At 37.4% G+C, this 21,746-nt stretch carries 19 protein-coding genes, 1 tRNA gene and 1 other RNA gene; 16 read left to right on the top strand and 5 right to left on the bottom strand.

The annotated features are described in order from the left end of the window. Positions 1-17 precede the first annotated feature (17 nt). Both xseB and mutL read left to right on the top strand, forming a co-directional pair. Positions 18-278, top strand: a complete 261-nt coding sequence (xseB, locus tag BM161_RS06745; RefSeq protein WP_074931246.1) for an exodeoxyribonuclease VII small subunit — start codon at positions 18-20, stop codon at positions 276-278. Next, on the top strand, positions 275-2,152 hold the full coding sequence (mutL, locus tag BM161_RS06740; protein WP_074931245.1) for a DNA mismatch repair endonuclease MutL: 1,878 nt from the start codon (positions 275-277) through the stop codon (positions 2,150-2,152). The genes xseB and mutL overlap by 4 nt, the downstream gene beginning before the upstream one ends. Here the strand turns inward: mutL and BM161_RS06735 are convergent. Together BM161_RS06735 and BM161_RS06730 are read right to left on the bottom strand one after the other, a co-directional pair. Beyond that, on the bottom strand, positions 2,149-4,269 hold the full coding sequence (locus BM161_RS06735) for a tetratricopeptide repeat protein (protein ID WP_074931244.1): 2,121 nt from the start codon (positions 4,267-4,269) through the stop codon (positions 2,149-2,151). The two genes, mutL and BM161_RS06735, sit on opposite strands and share 4 nt — an antisense overlap. A gap of 1 nt (position 4,270) precedes the next feature. After that, positions 4,271-5,485: a tetratricopeptide repeat protein gene (locus BM161_RS06730; protein ID WP_074931243.1), complete on the bottom strand. Its 1,215-nt coding sequence runs from the start codon at positions 5,483-5,485 to the stop codon at positions 4,271-4,273. A 101-nt stretch (positions 5,486-5,586) separates the two neighbouring features. On the opposite strand from BM161_RS06730, the gene BM161_RS06725 reads away from it, so the two are divergent. The 7 genes from BM161_RS06725 to BM161_RS06695 all read left to right on the top strand — a co-directional run bounded on the left by BM161_RS06725 (position 5,587) and on the right by BM161_RS06695 (position 13,499). Further along, positions 5,587-6,945 carry a tetratricopeptide repeat protein gene (locus BM161_RS06725; protein ID WP_074931242.1) on the top strand — a complete coding sequence of 453 codons (1,359 nt, stop codon included), beginning with the start codon at positions 5,587-5,589 and terminating at the stop codon, positions 6,943-6,945. Next, positions 6,945-7,676, top strand: a complete 732-nt coding sequence (locus tag BM161_RS06720; protein ID WP_074931241.1) for a metallophosphoesterase — start codon at positions 6,945-6,947, stop codon at positions 7,674-7,676. Before BM161_RS06725 ends, BM161_RS06720 begins: the two co-directional genes overlap by 1 nt. A gap of 1 nt (position 7,677) precedes the next feature. Next, on the top strand, positions 7,678-8,613 hold the full coding sequence (locus BM161_RS06715) for a transcriptional regulator (RefSeq protein WP_074931240.1): 936 nt from the start codon (positions 7,678-7,680) through the stop codon (positions 8,611-8,613). A 135-nt stretch (positions 8,614-8,748) separates the two neighbouring features. Continuing rightward, positions 8,749-10,422 (top strand): GAF domain-containing SpoIIE family protein phosphatase, encoded by a 1,674-nt coding sequence (locus BM161_RS06710; RefSeq protein ID WP_074931239.1) that lies wholly within the window; start codon positions 8,749-8,751, stop codon positions 10,420-10,422. Between the two features lie 29 nt (positions 10,423-10,451). Further along, complete coding sequence (locus BM161_RS06705; protein WP_022930791.1) at positions 10,452-10,790, top strand: anti-sigma factor antagonist; 339 nt, start codon at positions 10,452-10,454, stop codon at positions 10,788-10,790. A 60-nt stretch (positions 10,791-10,850) separates the two neighbouring features. Next, the gene (locus tag BM161_RS06700; protein ID WP_022930792.1) at positions 10,851-11,405 is read left to right on the top strand and encodes an ATP-binding protein; all 555 of its coding nucleotides are present in this window, start codon (positions 10,851-10,853) and stop codon (positions 11,403-11,405) included. A gap of 99 nt (positions 11,406-11,504) precedes the next feature. Further along, positions 11,505-13,499: a PP2C family protein-serine/threonine phosphatase gene (locus BM161_RS06695; RefSeq protein WP_074931238.1), complete on the top strand. Its 1,995-nt coding sequence runs from the start codon at positions 11,505-11,507 to the stop codon at positions 13,497-13,499. Positions 13,500-13,529: 30 nt separating this feature from the next. Here the strand turns inward: BM161_RS06695 and ssrA are convergent. Beyond that, positions 13,530-13,914, bottom strand: a transfer-messenger RNA (tmRNA) gene (ssrA, locus tag BM161_RS06690). 47 nt (positions 13,915-13,961) lie between these two features. After that, a complete protein-coding gene (locus BM161_RS06685) occupies positions 13,962-14,930 on the bottom strand; it encodes an Hsp33 family molecular chaperone HslO (RefSeq protein ID WP_074931237.1) in 969 nt (322 codons plus the stop codon). An 83-nt stretch (positions 14,931-15,013) separates the two neighbouring features. On the opposite strand from BM161_RS06685, the gene thrS reads away from it, so the two are divergent. From thrS to BM161_RS14360, 7 genes are all read left to right on the top strand, one after another. After that, a complete protein-coding gene (gene thrS, locus BM161_RS06680) occupies positions 15,014-16,768 on the top strand; it encodes a threonine--tRNA ligase (protein ID WP_074931236.1) in 1,755 nt (584 codons plus the stop codon). Positions 16,769-16,853: 85 nt separating this feature from the next. After that, positions 16,854-18,671, top strand: a complete 1,818-nt coding sequence (locus BM161_RS06675) for a methyl-accepting chemotaxis protein (protein ID WP_074931235.1) — start codon at positions 16,854-16,856, stop codon at positions 18,669-18,671. A gap of 82 nt (positions 18,672-18,753) precedes the next feature. After that, positions 18,754-18,826, top strand: a tRNA-Pro gene (locus tag BM161_RS06670). Between the two features lie 101 nt (positions 18,827-18,927). Further along, on the top strand, positions 18,928-20,073 hold the full coding sequence (locus tag BM161_RS06665) for a tyrosine-type recombinase/integrase (protein ID WP_074931234.1): 1,146 nt from the start codon (positions 18,928-18,930) through the stop codon (positions 20,071-20,073). A 62-nt stretch (positions 20,074-20,135) separates the two neighbouring features. After that, positions 20,136-20,495: a type II toxin-antitoxin system RelE/ParE family toxin gene (locus tag BM161_RS06660; protein ID WP_074931233.1), complete on the top strand. Its 360-nt coding sequence runs from the start codon at positions 20,136-20,138 to the stop codon at positions 20,493-20,495. Further along, positions 20,488-20,808: a helix-turn-helix domain-containing protein gene (locus BM161_RS06655; protein ID WP_074931232.1), complete on the top strand. Its 321-nt coding sequence runs from the start codon at positions 20,488-20,490 to the stop codon at positions 20,806-20,808. Before BM161_RS06660 ends, BM161_RS06655 begins: the two co-directional genes overlap by 8 nt. Positions 20,809-20,832: 24 nt before the next feature. Beyond that, positions 20,833-21,006 carry a hypothetical protein gene (locus BM161_RS14360; RefSeq protein WP_177206215.1) on the top strand — a complete coding sequence of 58 codons (174 nt, stop codon included), beginning with the start codon at positions 20,833-20,835 and terminating at the stop codon, positions 21,004-21,006. A gap of 122 nt (positions 21,007-21,128) precedes the next feature. Here BM161_RS14360 and BM161_RS06650 read toward each other — a convergent pair whose 3' ends face one another. Beyond that, the gene (locus BM161_RS06650; RefSeq protein WP_074931231.1) at positions 21,129-21,635 is read right to left on the bottom strand and encodes an HNH endonuclease; all 507 of its coding nucleotides are present in this window, start codon (positions 21,633-21,635) and stop codon (positions 21,129-21,131) included. Positions 21,636-21,746: the final 111 nt, after the last annotated feature.

Here is a 21,746-nt window from a genome sequence, read left to right as displayed (position 1 = left end):
CGGAGGATATAACCGCTATGACACAGACATTTGAAGAAAATCTTGCAAAACTTGAAAAACTTACCTCAGATATAAAACGCAGTGACATTTCCCTTGAAGAAGCACTTAAAGACTTTGAAGAAGGAATTAAGCTTGCTTCGGGCATGGAAAAACAGCTGGATGAAATTGAAGGAAAAATCCAGATTCTTATGAACGAACCGTCCCCAATGTCAAAGGACAATCCACCGCAGCTGGACATGTTTTCTGATGAAGGCGAAGTAAACGGAACTAGAAAATGAGCTTAGAAAGACCTGTCCGTACCCTCAACCCCGAAGTTGCCCGAAAAATTGCCGCCGGTGAAGTAATTGACCGGCCTAATGCCATTGTGCGCGAACTCATGGACAACGCAATTGATGCGGGAGCTACCAGCATTACTGTTGAAATTTCTGGTGGTGGAATAGACAGGATCAGAATCATTGATAATGGTAACGGCATGACCCGCGACGACCTTGAAAACTGTGCGCGTCCTCATGCAACCAGTAAAATCACAACCGAAGTAGACCTTATGAATCTTTCTACTTTAGGTTTCCGCGGAGAAGCCCTTGCTTCCATTGCAGCTGTTTCAAGACTTTCAATTCAAAGCGGCGGCTACAAAATGCGCGCCAGCCTTACAGAAGATCATCTTATTGAACCTGCGGCAGAACTTGTGGGCACTATCGTACAGTCTGAAGGACTTTTTGAAAATTTTCCGGCACGCCGCCAGTTCCTTAAACGCCCTGCAACAGAAGGCATTATGTGCCGCAACACTTTCATAGAAAAAGCACTCGCCCGACCGGACATTGCGTTCCGCTTTGTTTCAGACGGCGAAACTAAAATTGACCTGCCGGCCGGGCAGTCTTTGAAAGACCGTTTTGTTGGAGCAAACAGCTATAGCGAAGCGCCGGAATTGTTTTATGAATTCGCTCAGTCTTCCGGCGGGGAGAATCCCGAATGGTCTTTTACTGTGGTAATTGGTGAACCGGCTGTTTCTCGCTCAAATAAAAAAGAAATCTTTATTTATGCTAATGGACGCCGTATCCAGGAATATTCACTGGTACAGGCGGTTGAGTACGGCGGACAGGGATTTTTCCCAAACGGCACTTACCCGGTTGCCGCTGTTTTTGCACAGGTTCGTCCGGACTTAATAGATTTTAATATTCACCCGGCAAAACGCGAAGCACGTTTTTCTGATATTTCAGCTTTGCATCATGGGCTTAGCAGTACTATCCGCTCGTTCTTCCATCAGTATACCTACTCTAACTTTGCAGAAGATAAACCTGCGGACCAAGCACGAAATCAGGAATTTAATTTTGAACCTGAAGTTCCTTCAGCACCACTTTCCAGCTCAACGGCTCCGACAACCTCATCTTTCTCAGATTCTGTTTATGAAAAACATATTTCATATAAACCTTCTGAAACAAAATCTGAATCTCTTTCTGATTTCCGCTCGAAGTTCCTTGGAATAAAAAGTAATGGTGGTTGGCCCCGCTCAGAACATGCAGCTTCTTTTAGCACAAAGTCCCTCGCAGAACAGGCTCTCTCCGTAGCACAAAACTCAGACTCACCTTCTGTTTCAGAACCACAGCCAAAAGTCCGCTACATCGGACCTTGTCTTGGAACCTTCCTTCTTGCAGAGAAAAACAATAGCCTCTATATAATTGACCAGCATGCTGTTCACGAACGTATTCTTTTTGACAGACTTATGAATTCTCAGGGAGATGCAGGACGACAGCCGCTTCTTATTCCTTATAAGATTAAAACTGAATCCAAATCTCAGGATAATCAGCTGGAAAAATTAAAGGCTGAACTTAACAGAATTGGTTTTGAAACTGAACATGTTTCTGACGGATACTGGGAAATCAAAACAATCCCAGAACGCTGGACTGGAACAGAATACGACCTTAGAACTCTTTTATTTGTAAAACAGGTTGAACCGGCACAGATTATCCGCTCAATTGCCGCAATGACTGCCTGTAAAGCAGCTGTCAAAGATGGTTATGTTCTTGATGATATTACGGCAAGCCGTCTTGTAGAGCAGGCCTTTACTCTGGAAGACCCTCACTGCCCTCACGGCCGCCCTATTTATACAGTAATCAGCCGTGAAAAATTATTTGAACTTGTGAAAAGAACCTAGTCGCTGAGAACCGCAATAAGACTTGCAACTTCTGCTTTTCTAAAATCAGGATTTTTATTTTTTACATAAATCAGATTTTTGTAAGCACCTGTTGCATCCCCAGTCTGAATCTGAACCTTTGCAAGACCAACATAAGCTTCAAGATTTTCAGAATCCATTGCAGTTACTTTCTTAAAATTTTCTATAGCTTCGTTGAGTTTTCCAGATTTAGCCTGCGCATTAGCTAGGTTTAAGAGAGCATCTTCATCATCTTTTTTGATACTGAGTGCTGCTTCATAATATTTTTCAGCAGACGAATAATCTTCTTTAAGCATATATGCAGTTCCAAGATTGTTGTTTACGCTGAAATCATTTTTATCTGTTTTATAGGCATCAAGCAGAAGTTCAAGCGCTTTGTCTGCATTTGTATTTTCTCCTGCCATATATAATGCACTAAGATTGATTTTTGATTTAACATGTGAAGGATTTAATTTTAAGGCCTCATTATATAAACGCTTTGCTTCTTCATCCTTATTATTCTTTTCCTGAATCAAGGCAAAGTTATAAACGATATTTGCCTGCTGAACATCATTCATAAGAAAATCTTTTTCATCGTATGCAATGCGGCCATAGTAAGAAGCTTCAGAATATTTTACATCATCATATAAAACTTTTGAAAGATTATAGGCAGTAAGAGTTTTTTCTTCGCTCTTTGGAAGCACTCCTAATACCTTTTTATACTGAGCTTCTGATTCTTCATATTTTCCATACTGATAATAAACTGAACCAAGTTCCATTATAGCAGCATTATTGTCCGGGAATAATTTTATCAGAGTGTCATAGGCTTTTACACATTCAGCTAGTTTTCCAAGACGGTTATAAACGCGGGCCTGTTCAATATAGCCTTTTTCATATTCAGGATTTATTGCTACAGATTTTTTGAATGAGGTAAGTGCGCTGTTTTCATCATTCAGTTTTACATAAGTAAGTCCAAGGTTATAAACACTAGGAGAAAACTTATCATTTAATTCGCAGGAACGAATAAAAGAACTTTTTGCATCTGAATATCTTCTCAAAAGGTACTGAAGTTTACCAATATCATAATGATAAAGATAATTTGATTCGTTGAGTGCTATTGCTTTTTCAAGCTCGCTTAAGGCCGTATAGTAATCTTTTCTTTTTTGTGCATCCTGAGCAAGAATATAGTGAGAAGCGTCACTGTCTTTTCCGCTTTCGGCAAGCTGGGCTGCAAGAGCAACACCTTCATCCAGAAGTTTCTGCTTTTCCGAATCTGAAGTTGCCTGACTCAGTTTTTTTGCGATTTCATCAAGCTTGGCAATTAATTTTTGATCATTAGAATTTTGAGCAGTCTTCTTTGACTCTGCGGCAGCTTTTTCTTCTTCGGCTTTACGAGCGGCTTCTGCTTTGCGGGCTGCTTCCTCTGCTTCTTTCTTTTTCTGAGCTTCTACTTCAGCTTTCTTTTTATCTTCTTCTGCTTTTTTACGTGCAGCTTCTTCTGCCTTTCGCGCAGCCGCTTCTTTTTCCTTACGGGCTGCTTCCTCTGCTTTTTTAGCTGCTTCTTCAGCTTTACGTTTTTTCTCTTCTTCGGCTTTACGCTTCTTTTCTTCTTCTGCGGCTTTTTTTGCTTCTGCCTTCTTGGCTTTTTCAGATGCTTCTTTTGCAGCCTCGGCTTTTTTAGCTTCATCCGCTTTTTTTGCGTTTTCTGTTTTCTTTAATTCCTCTGCTTTTCTTGCCTGTTCCGCAGCTTCCTTTTCTGCTGCAAGTTTTTCTTGTTCGGCAAGTCTGGCTCTTTCTTCTTCCGCGAGCTTTGCTTCTTCTTCTGCCTTACGAGCTTTTTCTGCAGCTTCGGCTTCTGAATCTAAACGTTCTAAATCTTCCTCGCCTTCACCATATTCATTATCAAAAAGCTCCGCGCCATTAAGTTTTTCTCCATATGAATGACCGCGCCCATCTGAAAAATCACGGATCTTACGTCTGCTTGCAGAACTGCAGCCTTCACACTTCATCAATAAAAGAAGAAGAATTACAACAAAAATAACAGCCGCGCCTGCGCATACTCTTTTTAAGATCTTTTCTTTCTGTTCTTTAGATAAGTCCTTCCAGAATTTGAGTTTCATATTAATCAAGCTCTCCTTCCAGATCGTAGTCGATTAAATCTTCCGCGCCAGAGGTCAAATTAGTAGAGTCACTTCCCTGAAGCGAATTTGCAACATCTTCAAGAAGCTTTTTTCTTCTGTCATCTTCTGATTTTCTCATTTCTTCAAGCAGCTGTTCTCTAAGTCTTCTTTCTTCTTCAAGAGCCTGCTCCTGCTGTTTCTGTCTTGTCAAAGCTTCATTTCTTGCAAGTTCTTCAGCACGCCTGCGTTCGTTTTCAAGCCACTTTTCATGCTCTTCGCGAGACTGCTTTTCCAGTTCCTTCATTTCATCAAGTTCTTCATCGCTGAAAGTAAGCCAGTCCTGTTCATCTGTTATCTGTTCTTCTGCAAATGCAAAAGAAGTATTATTTTCGTGTTCAAACTCTTCCCAATATGCAGAGCCCTCTGTTTTATCATTTGTTTCATCAACCTTCTGCATAACTGAAGCATCTGCTACAGGCTCTGGAGATTCCCCGTTAATTCTCTCCCATTCAGGATTTTCATTTACAGCCTTTCCGTCTGCAAGATCTCTTTCAATCTGTTCCCAGTCTGGAGTAAAGGAATCTTTTTTCTTTTCATTAAGATTTCCATCATACTCTTCCCACTGAGCTTTATTCTGTTCTGCAAGAAGTCTTGCTTCTTCTTCTCTTCTTGCAATTTCTTCTTCAAGCGCTTTAATCAAAAGTTCAATGCGTTCTCTCTGAGGATTATCTGGCGCCTTTGTAATAAAATCAGAATATTCATCTTTTGCACTTACAAGCTGTCCGCTCATCAAAAGTGCATTTGCCCTGTTCAAAATTGCATCATAAAAAAGAGGATCTGCCTTAAGTGCATTTGAATAACTGGTTACCGCAGAAGAATAATCCTTTAGGGCATAATAAGTATTACCCATATTATATGAAAGAAGTTTTGCATTATCTGGCTGAGCCTTTAAGCCTCTTTTAAAGGCATCCAGAGATTTATCATATTCGCCAAGCTGATAATACCCCAAACCAAGAAAGTTATAGGTATTTTCTGAAATCTGACCGTTTATTATTTCGTATTCAAGAACCTGAACAGCGTCTTTTGCGTTATTTTCCTTAAAAAGAGTTTCTCCTCTGGAAAGCCCCGAATTAGTAACAGAGGAAATCTGGGAATAAAGAGATGAACCTGCAAAAATCAATAAAATGATTAAAAATCCCTTCAATTTAATTTTCATATATTATACCTTCGTGTTTGACATATCGACATAAATTTAATACTCTTATTATCGAGAGATTCTGGAAAGACTTAATCTGCTTTCAAAATTCGGAGTATCAAATGCTTATTATCATTATAGCTATTTTTGCAGTCGTAATCATATCACTTCTTATCATTATAATAAAAAATTTTGTATCTCCAAAGAAGATGGATGCTATTCCCCGTTTATTAAAACAGGGCAAAACACAGAATGCAATTAAGATTGCAAAACAGATTCTCGCAAAAGATCCAAAGAATTACCTTGCTCACTATTATCTTGGAAAATCATATATAAAGGAAAACCGTACAGAACTTGCTGTAATTGAATATAAGAACGTAAATGACAATGCTCTTTTTGGAGAGGATATTAATGAATTAACCTTCCGTTCTGAATATTCACAGCTTCTTTTGAAATATAACCAGCAGAATGAAGCCCTTAAAAACTTCCTTTTGCTTACAAAGCTTGATCCACAGAATGCAGAAAACTTCTATCAGGTTGGTAGAATCTACGAGCAGCAGAACCGCTATGATTTAGCCCTTGGTTTTATGCAGAAATGTGCAATGCTCGATAAAAAACATGCAAAAGCCCATGCAGAAATTGGACTTATGCTCTACCGTACAAAGCAGTTTAATGAAGCTAAAAAAGAAATTGATATGGCCATTAAACTCAGTCCTGAAACCTATTCCTCATATTATTACCTTGGAAAGATTCTGAAAGATGCAAAAGACCTTCAGGGAGCCATTAAAGCCTTTGAAAAAGCACAGCGTGATCCAGAAGTAAAACAGAAAGCTATTATTGAACACGGTTCATGCTATATGATCGCCGGAAGAAATGATAATGCCATTGTAGATTTCCAGAGAGCAATTGAACTTGATAAAGAAAACTCTCTTCAGGAAACACTTTATGCAAGATACTTCCTTGCTGCCTGCTATGAAAAAAGCCGCAAAATTGACAAGGCTATTGAGCAGTGGGAAATGATTTACAAGAGAAACAAAGGTTTCCGCGATGTTTCTGCAAAACTTTCTGAATATAAAGACCTTCAGGCAAACGATTATCTTAAAGATTACCTTACCTGCAGTAACGAAGAGTTCCCTATTATCTGCCGCAATGCAACAATAAAAGGGATGAGTCTTCAGGTTCTTACCTGCGACCAGAAAAAATGGGGATGTCAGATTACAGCTGTTAATAAGAGTGATGAATCATGGATGTCTGTTCGTAAACAGGTTATCTTTATCAGATTCTATCGTGAACCAGAACCAGTTGAAGAAGCACAGATTCACGAATCACTTGATACAATGAAATCTATGAACAGCGTAAAAGCCTTCCTTTTCTCAAGCTCTGGTTTCAATACTGCAGCAAAACGCTATGCAGAAAACAGACCTATTGAGCTTATTGACAAGCAGAAACTGGAAGCTTTGCTTTCAAAAGCTGGTGCTTAATGAAAATTTTATGTGTTTCCGATTATGTAGACCCTCTTATTTACAATCAGAATGTAAAGGAAGTTTTTTCGGACATTGATTTAATTCTTTGTGCCGGAGACCTCCCAATGGACTACATAGACTTTATAGTATCCGTATTTAATAAGCCTACTTATTTTGTCTTCGGAAACCACGATCTTAAAGAATATCATCTTTACCATAAAGAAAGCCGAATGGAAAATTCCCATTTTAACAGAAATTTTGACCAGGGATTTCACGGACACGGAGCAACCTATCTCGGTTTTAAGTCTTTTATTAACGAAAACCTTACTTTTGAAGACCCGGAAACAGGTATGAAGACACCGCTTCTAATTGCAGGTGCTTCAGGCACTGTACGCTATAACAATGGTCTATGTCAGTTTACAGACTCACAGATGAAGTTCAAACTTCTGAAAATGGTTCCTAGATTGATTTACAATAAAATAAAGTATGGTCGATATCTTGATATTTTTATGACCCATGCTTCGCCACGCCACATTCATGATCATGAAGACCCATGCCATCTTGGATTCGAATGTTATAATTGGTTTCTGGAACGTTTCAAACCAACTTATATGGTACATGGACACATTCATCTTTATGATTTACGTGAAGAACGCATAGGTCAATATTACGATTCAACCGTAGTTAATGCATATGCACATTATGTAATTGAACTGCCAATGAAAACTACAGAAAAGAAGGACTACTAACATGAATTTTTCAAGAGCAAAATCAGAAGAAGATTTTAACAAAGCACATACTAAAGCCTTTATAAATGAAATTCAGCATCTGCTTTCTCCAGAAGAAGCAAATCTTATCTCATTAAATGATGTAAAGCAGATGATTAAATCAAGTGCAGAAACTTATGTTGGAATGAAGGTTATCCCTATAGATAAAATCATTGGAAGCGAAGGCCGTTATAATGATTTTGATAACCACTTCTTCCCTAAAAGCACACACCTCAAAAACCGCTGGCAGCATGTAGATGAAGCAGCCTTAAACGATATTACACTTCCTCCTATCAAAGTATATGAAATTGCAGGACTTTACTTTGTAAGAGACGGAAACCACCGTGTTTCAGTTGCAAAAGCCAGAGGAACAGAGTTTATCGATGCAGAGGTAGTATCACTTCAAAGCGAAATTAAGCTTAAGAAGGCAGAATCTCTAAAAGAAATCCAGAAACAGATTATCAACTACGAAAAAAGAGTTTTCTATAGCGAAACAAACTTTGGTGATATTACAGATTACTGGTGTCTCGATTTCTCAAGCGCCGGCCGTTACGATGTAATTTATAACCATATTCTTACTCATAAATATTATATGAATCAGGATAAGGCAACTGAAGTTACTATGGAAGAAGCTGTAAAATCATGGTTCTTTAATGTTTATTTCCCTCTCGCATCAATTATCCGCGAAAAATACATATTAAGAGACTTTCCGGGCCGTACCCTTGGAGACCTTTATGTATGGACAGTGCGATATTGGGATGATTTGAAGAAAAAATTCGGCGACGATATTCCAATGGACGCCGCCGTAATAGATTTCAAGAAAAAATATAAAATTCCTATAGCAAAACGCTTCCTCAACAGAATTAAATGCATAATCTTACGCCGTGCTATGACAGATTCTGTAAATGAGCCACTTTAGGCTAAGGGAAGTTTCTTAATGTTGTCGTCAGGGGAGGTTTAGAGCAAACTTATTCCTTGACGACTAAAAATTTCAATGCTAAAATCTAAGATAATGCCGATAATATAGTAATACTATATTTGTTAGGAGAAAATTTTGTTTACCATTGATTCATTTATAAATGTACCGCTCTACATTGCTGCTGGAATTAGTGCCCTGCTTTTCATCTTTCTTCTGGTTATTAAGCTAAGAAACAAGGCGAAGATCAGTCTCATATTCCTTATTTCAACAGGAATCATGTTACTGGGCTTAATTTACAGTACATTCAAAGGCTTTTACTCATATATTGTATTCACAATCATATTATCAGAACTTATTCTTCTTCCTTATCTGATTATTAAAGCATTTATTAACCCTCAGAAAATTGAAGAGAAAAAAGCTGCAAAGAAGGCTGCTGAAATCAATGCATCTCGCGACAATGATATGGTAAACAGAGCTGTTATTCAGCAGATTGAAGAGAAAAATCAGAAGTATATTGAAATTAACCGCAATCTTATTGCTAAACTTTCAACATTCTTTACAAATAACAACAGTATGGAAAACTTCCTTGAATACTGTAACGACCTTATGACAGAAAAGGTAAAAGCAGATGGTTGTATTTTCCTTATTGCAGATGATTATGATAATACTCTTGCCGTAAAATCATTTAAGGGAGCTTTCCCTCCTCCATATAAACTTCCGGAAGATCTTCCTCACAAGCCAATTCGTGTTGAAACAAACCTTCGTTTCGCTCAGTTCCCACTTCAGGACAACATCTTCGGACAGATTTTCACAGAAGGTCAGCCAGTTCTTATTACAGACTCTGTAAAAGACCCACGTGTTTATCAGAATGGACCAGAAGAGTTCCTCCGTTGTGGAAGCTACATCTTCGCACCAATTAAACAGGTTGATTCAGTTGTCGGACTTGTTGGTCTTGCGCGTAAACCAGAAAGCGAAAAGTTCACAAAAGATGATTTTGATATTGCTGTTATGCTTGCAGAATCTGTATCAACAGCTATTAAACCGCTTTACAGCTTCCTTGATTATGCAGAACACACAGAATTGAATAAGGGTGGTAGTATCGCTTCTAAGTATCAGAAGGATATGCTTCCTGCAAAACTTCCTGTTATTCCAGGACTTTCAATCGGCTGTTATTCATTGCCTGCAGAAAATGTCTGCGGTGACTATTATGATATTCTTGTTTCAAGAAAAGACCGCATTTCATTTGTTATGGCTGATATTGCCGGAAAAGGCATGAACTCACTTATCGTAATGATTATGATTCGTGCAATTCTCCGCCTTGCAGTTCATACAGCACAGTCTGCATCAACAATTATGTCTTGGGCAAACAGAGGCATTTGTCTTGAAAGCTCAAAAATTGACCACTTTGCTAGTATTGCACTTATTAATTATGATGCTACAACTAAAGAAGCAGAAATAAGTACTTGTGGTAATAACCCAGTATTCCACTATTCAGCTTCAGAAGGAACAATTAAGCAGATTTCTGTACCAAGCGAACCAATGGGTGTTGCTAAAGATACAGTTTTCACAAATCTTCCACTTAAACTTAACTCAGGTGATATTATAGCTACATGTACCGACGGCTTACTTGAATCTCTCAATGAAAATGGTGTACAATATTCTATTGAGAATCTTAAGAAGGTTATTGTAAAGAATGCCGGTGCTGCAGCAAAAGATATTTCAAACCGCGTAAAAGACGATTTGAAAAAATATTGTGGTACTGCACAGCAGTATGATGATCAGAGCCTTTTGGTTATTAAAATACAATAATTTAATAGGAATTTAAAAGGAGATTCGTTATGGAACTTAAAATACGAAAAAATGGTGATGTCTACATCATTGACGTAACCGGTGAGATGGATCTTTACAATTCATACAAGCTTAAAGAGCTGGTTATGAAAATGCTCGAAAAGAATGTAAAGAACTTCGTCATCAACCTTGAACAGGTAGACTACATCGACTCATCTGGAATTGGTGCGCTCATTTATATCTGTTCTACTATCAAAAAGATGAATCTGAATCTTGCAATTGCAAATATTCACGGTTCTGTTAAAAAGGTAATTGAACTTACTAAGCTTATGGGTTACTTCCCTATTGCAAACAGTATTGAAGAAGCCCTTTTGATGGTAAAAGAATAATTCATTTATTAAAAAATATTCAATTATTTAATTAAGTGAATAACTGCAGGAGGAACTGAGATGGTTCAAGAATTAAAAGAACTCAGATCGGATGAGAATGACCCATTGTTTGATAAAACCAATATGCTGAAGAAGGAATTCCCTTCTGACTTCAGACAGATTCGTTATTTTACATTGCTGATTGTTCAGTCAGCACCTACTGAAATTAAAGAGCTGAATCTTCTTGAACAGCAGATTAGTGAGGTAATCAAGAACGCTGTTAAGCATGGTAATCACTGTGATATCAACAAGAAGGTAACTGTTTGGTATTCATTCAGCCCAACACACGCACACATTATCGTACAGGACGAAGGAGAAGGATTCCAGGATCTCGAAAAGTGGAATGAGTTCAATAAAAAGCGTCTTGAGTGTCTCCACAACAATGATTTTATGGAGCTGTCAAACTACGTTTCATTCAGAACTAAAGAATCAGACAGCCAGGACGGTGGTAACGCTTTGTTTGCTGCATTGGAATATTGGAACGGCGGTTTTGTTTACAACGGAAAGAGAAACGCTGTTGCTATGCTTAAAAAGTATCAGCAGAAATTCCACAATGCAAATCATGATGGTGAATAATACTTTCTGATTTTTATATTTATTTTTTAATAAAGTCTGCAATATGAATTCTTGTTTTAAGTTTTCACTATTGCAGGCTTTTTTTTTGGAGAAATTAGATTGATAAAGAAAAGCCAGTTTCTGACATTACTGCTTCTCATTTTTTCTTTTTTGTTTTTATCCTGTAAAACAAAATCTAATTCCACTTCCCGTATTTATCTGGAAAACTGGGAATATTCTACTGCCGGAGATCCTTACCCATTCTACGACCTTAAAGAAAAAAATCTTTCTAATCTTTCAGATTATCTGGATAACCAGTACGGCTACATTTATCTTAAATCAAATTTTATAATTCCTTTAAATTTTAAACAAAAAGATTCTGCTTTATATATTGGCCGAATTAAAATTGCTTCCAGAATCTATGTTAATGGTCACTTAATTGGAACAACCGGACAAATGCCCCCTCATGAATTTACAGAAGGAAATAAATCTTTTGCATTACAGCTTCCAAAAAGATATTTAAACTACGGCGAAAAAAATACAATAACTATTGCTTTATGGTGTCATGGTTACGGCTCAATTGATTCCATGCCGTTTATTTCTGATAATTATGATGTAGTTACTAAAGCAGATTACGATTCACTCATTTATTCCAAAATGTACCTGATTTTCACAGTAATTCTGTTTATCATCTTCTTAATTTATATATTCTTGTATTTATTAAGACGCTCTGAATCTGAAAATCTTACATTTGGTTTATTATGTTTATTTACCGGACTTTATCTGAGTGTATTCTATTACGGCGAATATTCATTCATCGGTGGAGCTCATATTACATATCTTCAGTTTGAAAAGATATTTAAAGGAGTTACGGCTTTAATTACAGGATATCTTATTGTCTGTTTTACAAGAGATTTTCTTCATTATAAAGAATCTGGACATGGAAAATTAATCAGATTTTTATTAACTTTGATTGCAGCAATTATTCCTTTAACAGCAGACAATATTCCAGATTTCCGTTTCAGACTTCGTATTAGTTTTTTGTTTATCATAGTTCAATTTATTTTCCTGACAAAGATAATTATTATTTCAATCCGTAAAAAAGACAGAAAGTTTAATCACTATGTACTCTGTTTAATTCCATTTATACTTGCTTTCTCTTCTCAGCTGATTGCAAAACTTTTCTTTAATCAAAAGATTGATACATTGCTCCTTGCCATCAGCTGGATTGCGGTAATCTTCTTATTTCTTGGCATTCTCATTATTCATTTTGTACGTCTTGCAAATGAAGTTGAATATATGAACCGTAACCTTGAACGGCTTGTTACAGAACGTACAGATGCACTTGAAAAAGAAAAGAACAGAGCCTTAAAAGAAATTGATCTTGCAGGTTTTGTGCAGAGAAGCTTTTATAGATTAGACACCACGGAAATTAAAGACTGGGATATTAAACTTACTTCCAAGCCAATGGCAGGAGTTTCCGGTGACCTTTACATGGCTTTCCTCAATGACAATCATCTTGAAGGCTTTGGTATCTTTGATATTTCCGGACATGGAATTGCCTCAGGTCTTGTTACAATGCTTGTAAAAAACATCATTGAACAGGAGTTTAAAAAAGGACTCAAAAAGCCTCTGTATGAAGTTATGAGCAGAATTAATAACCGCATTATTATTGAAAAAGGAAATATTGAAAACTATCTGACTGGAATGTTAATACGCTTTAATAAAGACGGCTATGAACTTGTAAATGCAGGACATCCAAAAGCAATTCTTTACAGCGCAGATACTAAAGATTTACATTTGATAGAAAATGATGGAATCAATCAGTTTGGAGCAATTGGTATTCCAGACCTTCCTGTTAATTTCCAGACTGTTCATTTTGATATGAAAGAAAATGATGAATTGATTTTATATACGGATGGAATCACTGAATGTATTAATGAGGAAAAAAGATATTTCGGAATTGATGGAATTATGTCTGTAATTAAAGACAATATTTCAAAAGATCTTGAAAAACAGGTAAATGCATTACCGGAAGCATTATTTAAGTTTTCAGGAACAAAAAATCTTGGAGACGACATTACCTATATTATTCTGAAGAAACTTGTTAAATAAAAAATGCTTCGTGTTCTCACGAAGCATTTTTTATGGAGGTGGGGAGAATTGAACTCCCGTCCGAAAAAGTAAACCAGGTACATCTACAAGTTTAGTTATGCGAGGTGATTGTCGGGAGCCGGTAGCAGCATAACAAGCGTCGCCTCCGTATTCTGATTAAATGTCCTGCGTAAAGACCAGACACAATACGCAGCAAGTCCCGATAAGGTAAAAGAACGTCAGGCAACGCGGAACAGGGCCGCCTGGGTTCCTGCACGGCTACTTACGCAGCGAGTGCTTCTGCTTCGAAAGAAGCCTCATCAGCTTCTTCTTCTTTTCTTGCGAAAATTGCAGTTATTTTGTCGTCAGTTTAAGGGACCTTCACCCCTACCTGCAATACAAGATTTCCCAATTCCGTCGAAACCGGGACACCCCCAAATGCATTATCAAATATATATATAAAATGACCTGTCGTCAAGTAAATTAAATTTCACTTACCGGGATGTGGTATACGCTGCCACACTTTCTGCAGGTAATTTCCAATGGGTCCGGGCCGTTTTTGCGAATATCTTCCAGGTCTTTTTGTGGGAGGCCGCGGATGTGATTTAAGAAATAATCTTTACTGCATGGACAGTCGTAGATAATGTCTCGCTTCATTGTAATAGTTGGCTGGAACTCGCGGAAAAGACCTAAGATAATATCTTCTGAGTCAACTTCACTTTCACTGTAAAGGAGGCCGATGCTTGGACATGCTTTGAAAGCATTTTCTACCTTTCGCAACAGTTCCTCTTCATCTGCATCTTCTTCGGCATGGCTGTCTACCTGTGAACCGAGTTCAGCTGTACCACCGGTCTTTGGCATTACCTGAATGTACATTGCACCGGCTCCAACTACTCTTCCCTCTCTATCAAACTGAATGCTTGAATTAAAAGCAGTATTAATCTGCTCAGACTGAGCAAAGTAGCTTGCAAAATCATGGGCTATATTTTCGCCGTCTACATCTACTGTTGAGCTCTGAGGATATTTATCATCTTTATGAATGCGGGAAAAAGTAAGGTTTCCAGCTCCAAGGAAAGGTTTGAGATTCCAGTTTTCAAGAGGCTTGTCTAATGGGATATGTTCCTGTTCAAGATAGCTTCTTACACTGCCGGTTGAGTCAGCTTCTACGGTGTAGCCGTCTGCAGAGCCTGTTCCTTCAAAACGAATCAGTGTGTGCTCCATATCCTTCATCATAGGAATTGTGAGAGCACCGCAAAGGCTTGCCTGTCCAAGAATATAAGTTTCAAGAATACCAAGATTATGCTGGGCACGCATCTGATTTATAAAACGTGTGCCATGAAAAAGTGCACCGCGGATACGGCCATCTGCCATTGTAAAAATGCGTAATTTATCTTCTTCTATTTTTGAAAGGTGCTCTGAAAGAGTTTTATCTGTAATTTCTGCTTTAATCATACACATAATATAGTAGATTTATTGAATACTTACAATCAAAGCGATATAATAGATAAACATTTTTACATAAAAGAGGTACAAAAATGGCTATTGATGAAAACTTGCAGATTGTTAGACACAGCTGCGCACATGTGATGGCAGAAGCTATTTTGAAGCTTTACCCGGGCACAAAGATTGCTATTGGCCCTGCTATCGAAAACGGATTTTACTACGACTTTGAATTCCCAACCGACACCAAGTTCACCGAGACCGATTTTGCTACCGTAGAAAAGGAAATGAGACGTATCCTTGCAAGCAATGCAGAATTCGTACGCAAGGAAGTTTCTAAGGAAGAGGCTCTCAAGCTTTTTGCAGACCAGCCTTATAAGATTGAACTTATTAACGATTTGCCGGAAGGTGAAACTATCTCTACATACGAACAGGACGGATTCCTTGATCTTTGTCGTGGACCTCACGTAGCATCAACAAAAGAAATCAATGGACAGGCTTTCAAGCTTGACCGTGTTGCAGGTGCTTACTGGAGAGGCGATGCAAACCGCACAATGCTTACTCGTGTTTATGCACTCTGTTTTGCAAAGCCAAATGATCTGAAAGATTATCTTGCTATGCTCGCAGAAGCAGAAAAACGCGATCACCGTAAGCTTGGTCAGGAAATGGATCTCTTCCACCTTGATCCTGAAGATCCAGGTCAGATTTTCTGGCATCCAAACGGATGGACAATTTACACTGTAATGCAGGATTACATGAGAAAGATGGTTCGCCGCGACGGATATCAGGAAGTTAATACTCCTGCTATCATGCCACGTACTCTCTGGGAGCGTTCTGGTCACTGGGGACACTATCAGCAGAATATGTTTATCACTGAATCTGAAAAACGTATGTTTGCTATTAAACCTATGAACTGTCCTGGAGCACTTGAGATTTTCAAGAACCGCCAGCGTTCTTACAAAGATCTTCCACTCCGCCTTGCAGAGTTTGGTCATGACGTAAGAAACGAAGCAAGTGGAACACTTCACGGTGTAATGCGTGTTCGCGGCTTTGTTCAGGATGATGCTCATATTCTTTGTACAGAAGAACAGATTGGTCCAGAAGTTGCAAAGTTCTGTAAGCTTCTTAAAAGAGTTTACCATGACTTTGGTTTTAATGACCTTGTAGTTAAATTCTCTACAATGCCAGAAGATCACGTTGGTGACCTTGCTACATGGGAACGTGCAGAAAAGGCTCTTGCTGATGCATGTACAGCAGCAGGTCTTACATATGAGATTCAGCCTGGTGAAGGTGCTTTCTACGGTCCAAAACTTGAGTTTAAGCTCTATGACTGCATTGGCCGTGAATGGCAGTGTGGTACAATTCAGGTAGACTATCAGCTTCCTTCTGCAGAACGCCTTGACGCTACATACATTGGAGCAGATAACCAGAAGCATCACCCTGTTATGCTTCACCGCGCTATTCTTGGTTCTTTCGAACGCTTCCTTGGTATTCTCATTGAAAACTTTGCAGGTGCATTCCCAACATGGCTCGCATTTGAGCAGGCTGCAATCGTTCCTGTAACAAATGATTTTGATGATTATGCTAAGCAGGTTTATGAAGCACTTATCGGTGCAGATATCCGCGCTAACGCATATCTTTCTTCAGAGAACATGAGAAATAAGATTAAGACAATCACTAAGGAACACAAAACTCCTTACATCCTGATTGTCGGCGAAAACGAAAAGAAAGACGGAACTGTAACAGTACGCTTCCGCCAGTCTAGCGGTCTTGAACAGAAGACAATGAAGATTGAAGAGTTCATTGCTTACGTTCAGAAAAAGAACGAAGAAAAAGGAACAACAATCTAATTCTCTTCTTGAATATATAAATAATTTGTAAAAACCCCATTTCAGTAGTAAAATCATATTAATACTTCTGATTTGGGGATTTTTTATGTTTTCTTTACGAGCTCGTTTTATTTTTTTCTTTGGATTTTTCATTCTTCTTTCAAGCGTTACTATGGCTGTTTTTTCAGGTCTCAGTATAATAAAAACGGGAGAAGCCCTCTGTGCCGAACAGGCAACCCCAATTGCAAAAAAAGCATTAAATGTTATTGACGGTGATAAGTTCGAGGCTTTAAGTCACAGCCTAAATGATAATGATCCTTATTATGAAGAAGTTCGCATTGCCCTTTTTAATATTAAAGAAACAGCAAACTGTCAGTATCTATATACTATGGCACCAGTCAAAGGAAATATTTACCGTTTTGTTATTGACGGTTCCTGTGATCCAAGCGATGAAATAAATTTTTCTCCGATTGGCACGGAAGAAGATATTTCAGATTATGGTGACGGGCCTTTTCTTGCAATGAAAGATGGAGGAGCACATTCTTCTGGAATTGAAAAACAGGAACAATGGGGATATACAATTTCAACATATCAGGGTATAAAAAATTCCAGAGGACAAGTTGTCGGTTTTATTGGTGTTGATTTTAATGTAGAAACAATTCTTCAGATGCTATATAGAAGAGTACTTTATATTTCAATTGTAAGTATTTTTTTCCTTATAATTGGAATTATCCTTGTATGCTTATTTACCTCTAGAATTTTTGGAACAATGAAAACAATTTCTGCAGCAATGGAACAAATTTCTTCAGGAAAAGCAGATCTTACATTTACTATTCCAGCACAAGGTAAAAATGAACTTTCATATCTTGCCTATAATTGTAATGCAGTTATTGCAAGTCTTAATCAGCTTATAATACGATTACAGGGAGAAACTGGTATTCTTAATGAAACTGGAAACGAACTTTCCTCTAAAATGTCTGACCATATAAACGTTCTTTCAGCAGCAACCAACGATATTTCAGAAATCTCTGCAAGTATTACCGAACAGTCTGATAAAGTTGAATCCATTACTATTGGCATGCAGTCTGTAGAAACAGAAATCAAGAGTCTTGATCAGAAACTAACGCAGCAGTCTGAGGCAATTCAGCAATCATCTTCTGTTATTGAAGAAATTACTGCAAATATTAAATCTGTTGATAATAATGTCAATGAGATTCTTGAAGAATATAAACATCTTGTAACAGAAGCTACTGAAGGTCAGAACCAGCAGAAAAGTGTTACAGTACAGATTGGAAATATCGCACAGCAAAGAGAGCATCTTCTTGCAGCAAATGAATCAATTGCGTCTATCGCAAGTAAAACAAATCTTCTTGCTATGAATGCTGCTATTGAAGCTTCACATGCAGGAGAAGCCGGAAAAGGTTTTGCTGTAGTAGCCGGAGAAATCCGTACACTTGCCGAAACATCTGCTAAACAGTCTGATTCTATTTCACAGCTGCTTCAAAGTATTTCAGAAGCAATTAATGGTATTGTTGAATCCTCTACAAAATCTGCTAATAATTTTGCAAGTGTTACTCAAAAAATTACACACTTGCAGCAGCTGATTGATGAGGTTCAAGGTGGTATGAACGAAGAACGTATTGGTGCAGAAAATATCCTTAATGCAATGCTCACTCTTGAAGGAACTACAAAAGATATTACCTCTGCCTCAGCTCATATGAAAGGCGAAAGCGAACACGTATTTGAAGGTATCCGGGCACTCAGTACCATTTCAGAAAGCACTATGAATAAATCAAATAATGTAACTATGCGTATGGACGAAATGAAAGCAACTGCTGAAGCAGCTGTTACTGCCTCTGACAGGAACCTTTCTGCTACCAGCAAGGTTTCAGATATGATTAATGGTTTTGCGACAAGCAAATAAAAAAAAATAATAAATTTTCAAAAAAAAGCCGTTTTTGGTATTGATTAACTTTGATAAAAAGTATATATTAATACTCACGTAACGGGCAATAGCGCAGCTGGTAGCGCGTCTGGTTTGGGACCAGGATGTCGGGGGTTCAAATCCCTCTTGCCCGACTTTGTAAGTCCTTGTATTATAAGGACTTATTTTTTTTTAACCCAGATGACCTTTGTGTCTTTTGTTAATGTCTTGTTAATAAAATTCACGGAGGCCATTAATGTTTTATCACCCTTTCAAAAAGACCGTAAAGTCAAAAGCAGGTAAAACAACTAAGCGTTGGTATTATTGGTGGAAAGATCCAATAACTGGAATTCAGCATCAGAAGCTTATTCCGAATGTTTCGAACCAGTCTGAAGCATACGTTTACGTTTCTAAATTGCCTGACCCTACAAACACACAAAGAAGAATTACTGTTAATGAGATTGCAGCGAAAATGTTTCTGCCTGACAGTGAGCATGTACAAAGGCTTAATCAGTTAGGAAAAAAATTAAGCTCTCGTACTTTGGATAATTACAGAGGCTTCATAAAGGAAATCACAAAACAGTTTGGTGATTGCTTTATTGAAGATTTGACTATTCCTATGGTGAATGGTTATCTCATGAATCTCACTGATAAATCCGGCAGTTGGAAAAATTCTTTCCTTGAAGCATTGAATCATATTTATAAAGAGGCTCCATGGCATTGTAAATATCCTGTAATAAAACCCGATTATCCTCGTTTCGCCAGAAACTCAAAAAAAGCTGATATTTTCACTTCTGATGAATTGGTCCGCTTCTTTGATGGAACTAATTGGGTAGATGGATTGCGTGAATACCTCTTGTTTCTTGTAATGGCAAGTTGCGGCCTGCGATTAGGTGAAGCAAGAGGATTAAGAGTTAAGCAGTTCATTGTAGAAAGTCATGCTCTTGTAATTGATGGATTCTGTGAGCGTAATGGAAACAGAACAAATTATAATAAAAAAGGTAGCGATGAAGATCAGAAATTAAGAGTTACTTTAGTTCCTGATGATACTATGAATCTTGTTCAGAAATACATTGATTCTCATTACCTTACTGAAAATGAATTCATTTTTCAAAGAGATGATGGGAGACCATTGCGTCAGGAATATCTTGAATCTGTATTTCATAGAGTAATTGAAAGAGCCGGAATTGAGATTGCTAATAGAAAACTGTGCCCTCATTCATTCAGATTTACATATGTAACTAGAATGAGAAGAAATTTGGATGCAGAAACTGTTCAGAAGATGGTTGGTCATAGTTCTGTCGAAATGACTGAATATTACACAAGAGCAGCAATTCCAGAAATGGTTGAAGGTTTGAATCCTGCACGTCAGGCTGTAAATATGTTGTTTAAGGAAGCGTAAAATATTGATTCATTATATTTGACAATACCCTATAATATAGGGTATATTATAAGAGGTTGTAAATGAAAAGAATATTCATAGAAACTCCATCTTTTACAAAAAGATGGTATGCACTTGGTTTTAATGAGGATGATTTAGCTGAATTGCAGCAATACCTTATTAAAAATCCCGATGCAGGCGATACAATGGTTGGAACCGGAGGCCTCAGAAAGATTCGTTATGCTTTTGAAGGCAGAGGAAAAAGCGGTAGTGCCAGAGTTTGCTATGTAGATTTTGCAGCATTTGAAAAGAATTATCTGATTCAGGTATTTTCAAAAGACGAGAAATCGAATCTGACTGATGCTGAAAAAAAGGCCGTAAAGACCCTTGTGCAAACCTTGAAGAAAGAAGCAGCTGAAAACTGGAGGAAAGAACATGAGTGAATTTTTTGATGAATTAATGACAGGTCTGAATGAAGCTGTTGCTATTGAACGTGGTGAATTAAAAGGCCGTAAGACAGTTTATGAAATTCAGCCTGTAAAGACTTATGATAATAATCAGATTCGTGCAATACGTAATTCAGTTGGAATGACACAGGTTCTTTTTGCTGACTATATGGGCGTTTCAAGTAAGACTGTAGAAGCATGGGAAAAAGGTACAAATCATCCAACTGGTACTGCCTGCAGATTAATCAGTATGCTTGAAAATAAGACTTTTGAATCTCTTCCTTTTGTAAAGAAAGTTGCGATTAGATAAGCAGATAATAAGGATGAATTACTTATGTGCGATATTGTTCAGGGATTTGTAGATGAAGGAAGAGAAAAAGAAAGAGAAGAACTTATCAAGAAAATGCTTGATGCCAATCTGGTAACTCCAGAGCAGATAGCAAGCCTTCTTAAAATTTCTGTAGCTGAAGTTAAAAAGATTGCTAAAAAGGTACCTGTAGAGGCATAAAGTTCTCAGGTTTTCTAACATAATTAATTCTGTAAGAAGACGGATTACAAATAATGTATTCCGTCTTTTTTATATACCAAAACAAGTAAAGAATACGTAATGACGATGGAATGACACAAGTATTATAACTTCATAAATTCCTCATAAGTCTTAGTTCCTTTTTTATTATTACATCCAAAACAACAGGCTACCATATTATCTCTAGTGTTTGATCCACCCCTACTTAGTGGAATGAAATGGTCTAGCGTTCTGTTAGAATCATTTAATTCACATCCACAATAAAAACACTTTGTCTCTTTACGAAGTTCAAGTACATCTTTAGGTGTTAATAGTTGTTCATTCTTTGCTCGGTTATTATGAGCCCAGGCTTTTCTAAGTGCTGTGTTATAATTCTTTCGACATTCGGCACTACAAAATTTTCTTATATTATTATTTGTAAAAAAATGGCGTCCGCAAAATTCACAAGCAATTCTTTTTGTTTGATTTTCAATTGTTATGTTTAATAACTCACAAATATAATCAGTTAATAGTGCTTTTGGGGTTGTATGATTTACAAGTGCAAATTTCCAAAACTCATTTTTAATGTCTTCTGAGATTCTAAAAGTAATTGTAGTAGATTGATTCTTCATGATTTTTTCTCCTTTTGTATTCTATTTGGACATAAAATTATAATAATAATATCCAATTAGATATGTTAATTATAAAATACTATCCATATAGATATGTTGTCAAGTAAAAAA

Origin of the sequence: Treponema bryantii (assembly GCF_900113965.1) — a bacterium.
GTDB lineage: Bacteria > Spirochaetota > Spirochaetia > Treponematales > Treponemataceae > Treponema_D > Treponema_D bryantii_A.
The sequence above is the reverse complement of the archived record's forward strand: the minus strand, read 5'-3'. Positions and strand labels throughout refer to the sequence as shown.

Coding starts and splice junctions, on each gene's coding strand:
- xseB (WP_074931246.1), top strand. CDS start 18: ATGACACAGACATTTGAAGAAAATCTTGCAAAACTTGAAAAACTTACC.
- mutL (WP_074931245.1), top strand. CDS start 275: ATGAGCTTAGAAAGACCTGTCCGTACCCTCAACCCCGAAGTTGCCCGA.
- BM161_RS06735 (WP_074931244.1), bottom strand. CDS start 4,269: ATGAAACTCAAATTCTGGAAGGACTTATCTAAAGAACAGAAAGAAAAG.
- BM161_RS06730 (WP_074931243.1), bottom strand. CDS start 5,485: ATGAAAATTAAATTGAAGGGATTTTTAATCATTTTATTGATTTTTGCA.
- BM161_RS06725 (WP_074931242.1), top strand. CDS start 5,587: ATGCTTATTATCATTATAGCTATTTTTGCAGTCGTAATCATATCACTT.
- BM161_RS06720 (WP_074931241.1), top strand. CDS start 6,945: ATGAAAATTTTATGTGTTTCCGATTATGTAGACCCTCTTATTTACAAT.
- BM161_RS06715 (WP_074931240.1), top strand. CDS start 7,678: ATGAATTTTTCAAGAGCAAAATCAGAAGAAGATTTTAACAAAGCACAT.
- BM161_RS06705 (WP_022930791.1), top strand. CDS start 10,452: ATGGAACTTAAAATACGAAAAAATGGTGATGTCTACATCATTGACGTA.
- BM161_RS06700 (WP_022930792.1), top strand. CDS start 10,851: ATGGTTCAAGAATTAAAAGAACTCAGATCGGATGAGAATGACCCATTG.
- BM161_RS06685 (WP_074931237.1), bottom strand. CDS start 14,930: ATGATTAAAGCAGAAATTACAGATAAAACTCTTTCAGAGCACCTTTCA.
- thrS (WP_074931236.1), top strand. CDS start 15,014: ATGGCTATTGATGAAAACTTGCAGATTGTTAGACACAGCTGCGCACAT.
- BM161_RS06675 (WP_074931235.1), top strand. CDS start 16,854: ATGTTTTCTTTACGAGCTCGTTTTATTTTTTTCTTTGGATTTTTCATT.
- BM161_RS06665 (WP_074931234.1), top strand. CDS start 18,928: ATGTTTTATCACCCTTTCAAAAAGACCGTAAAGTCAAAAGCAGGTAAA.
- BM161_RS06660 (WP_074931233.1), top strand. CDS start 20,136: ATGAAAAGAATATTCATAGAAACTCCATCTTTTACAAAAAGATGGTAT.
- BM161_RS06655 (WP_074931232.1), top strand. CDS start 20,488: ATGAGTGAATTTTTTGATGAATTAATGACAGGTCTGAATGAAGCTGTT.
- BM161_RS14360 (WP_177206215.1), top strand. CDS start 20,833: ATGTGCGATATTGTTCAGGGATTTGTAGATGAAGGAAGAGAAAAAGAA.
- BM161_RS06650 (WP_074931231.1), bottom strand. CDS start 21,635: ATGAAGAATCAATCTACTACAATTACTTTTAGAATCTCAGAAGACATT.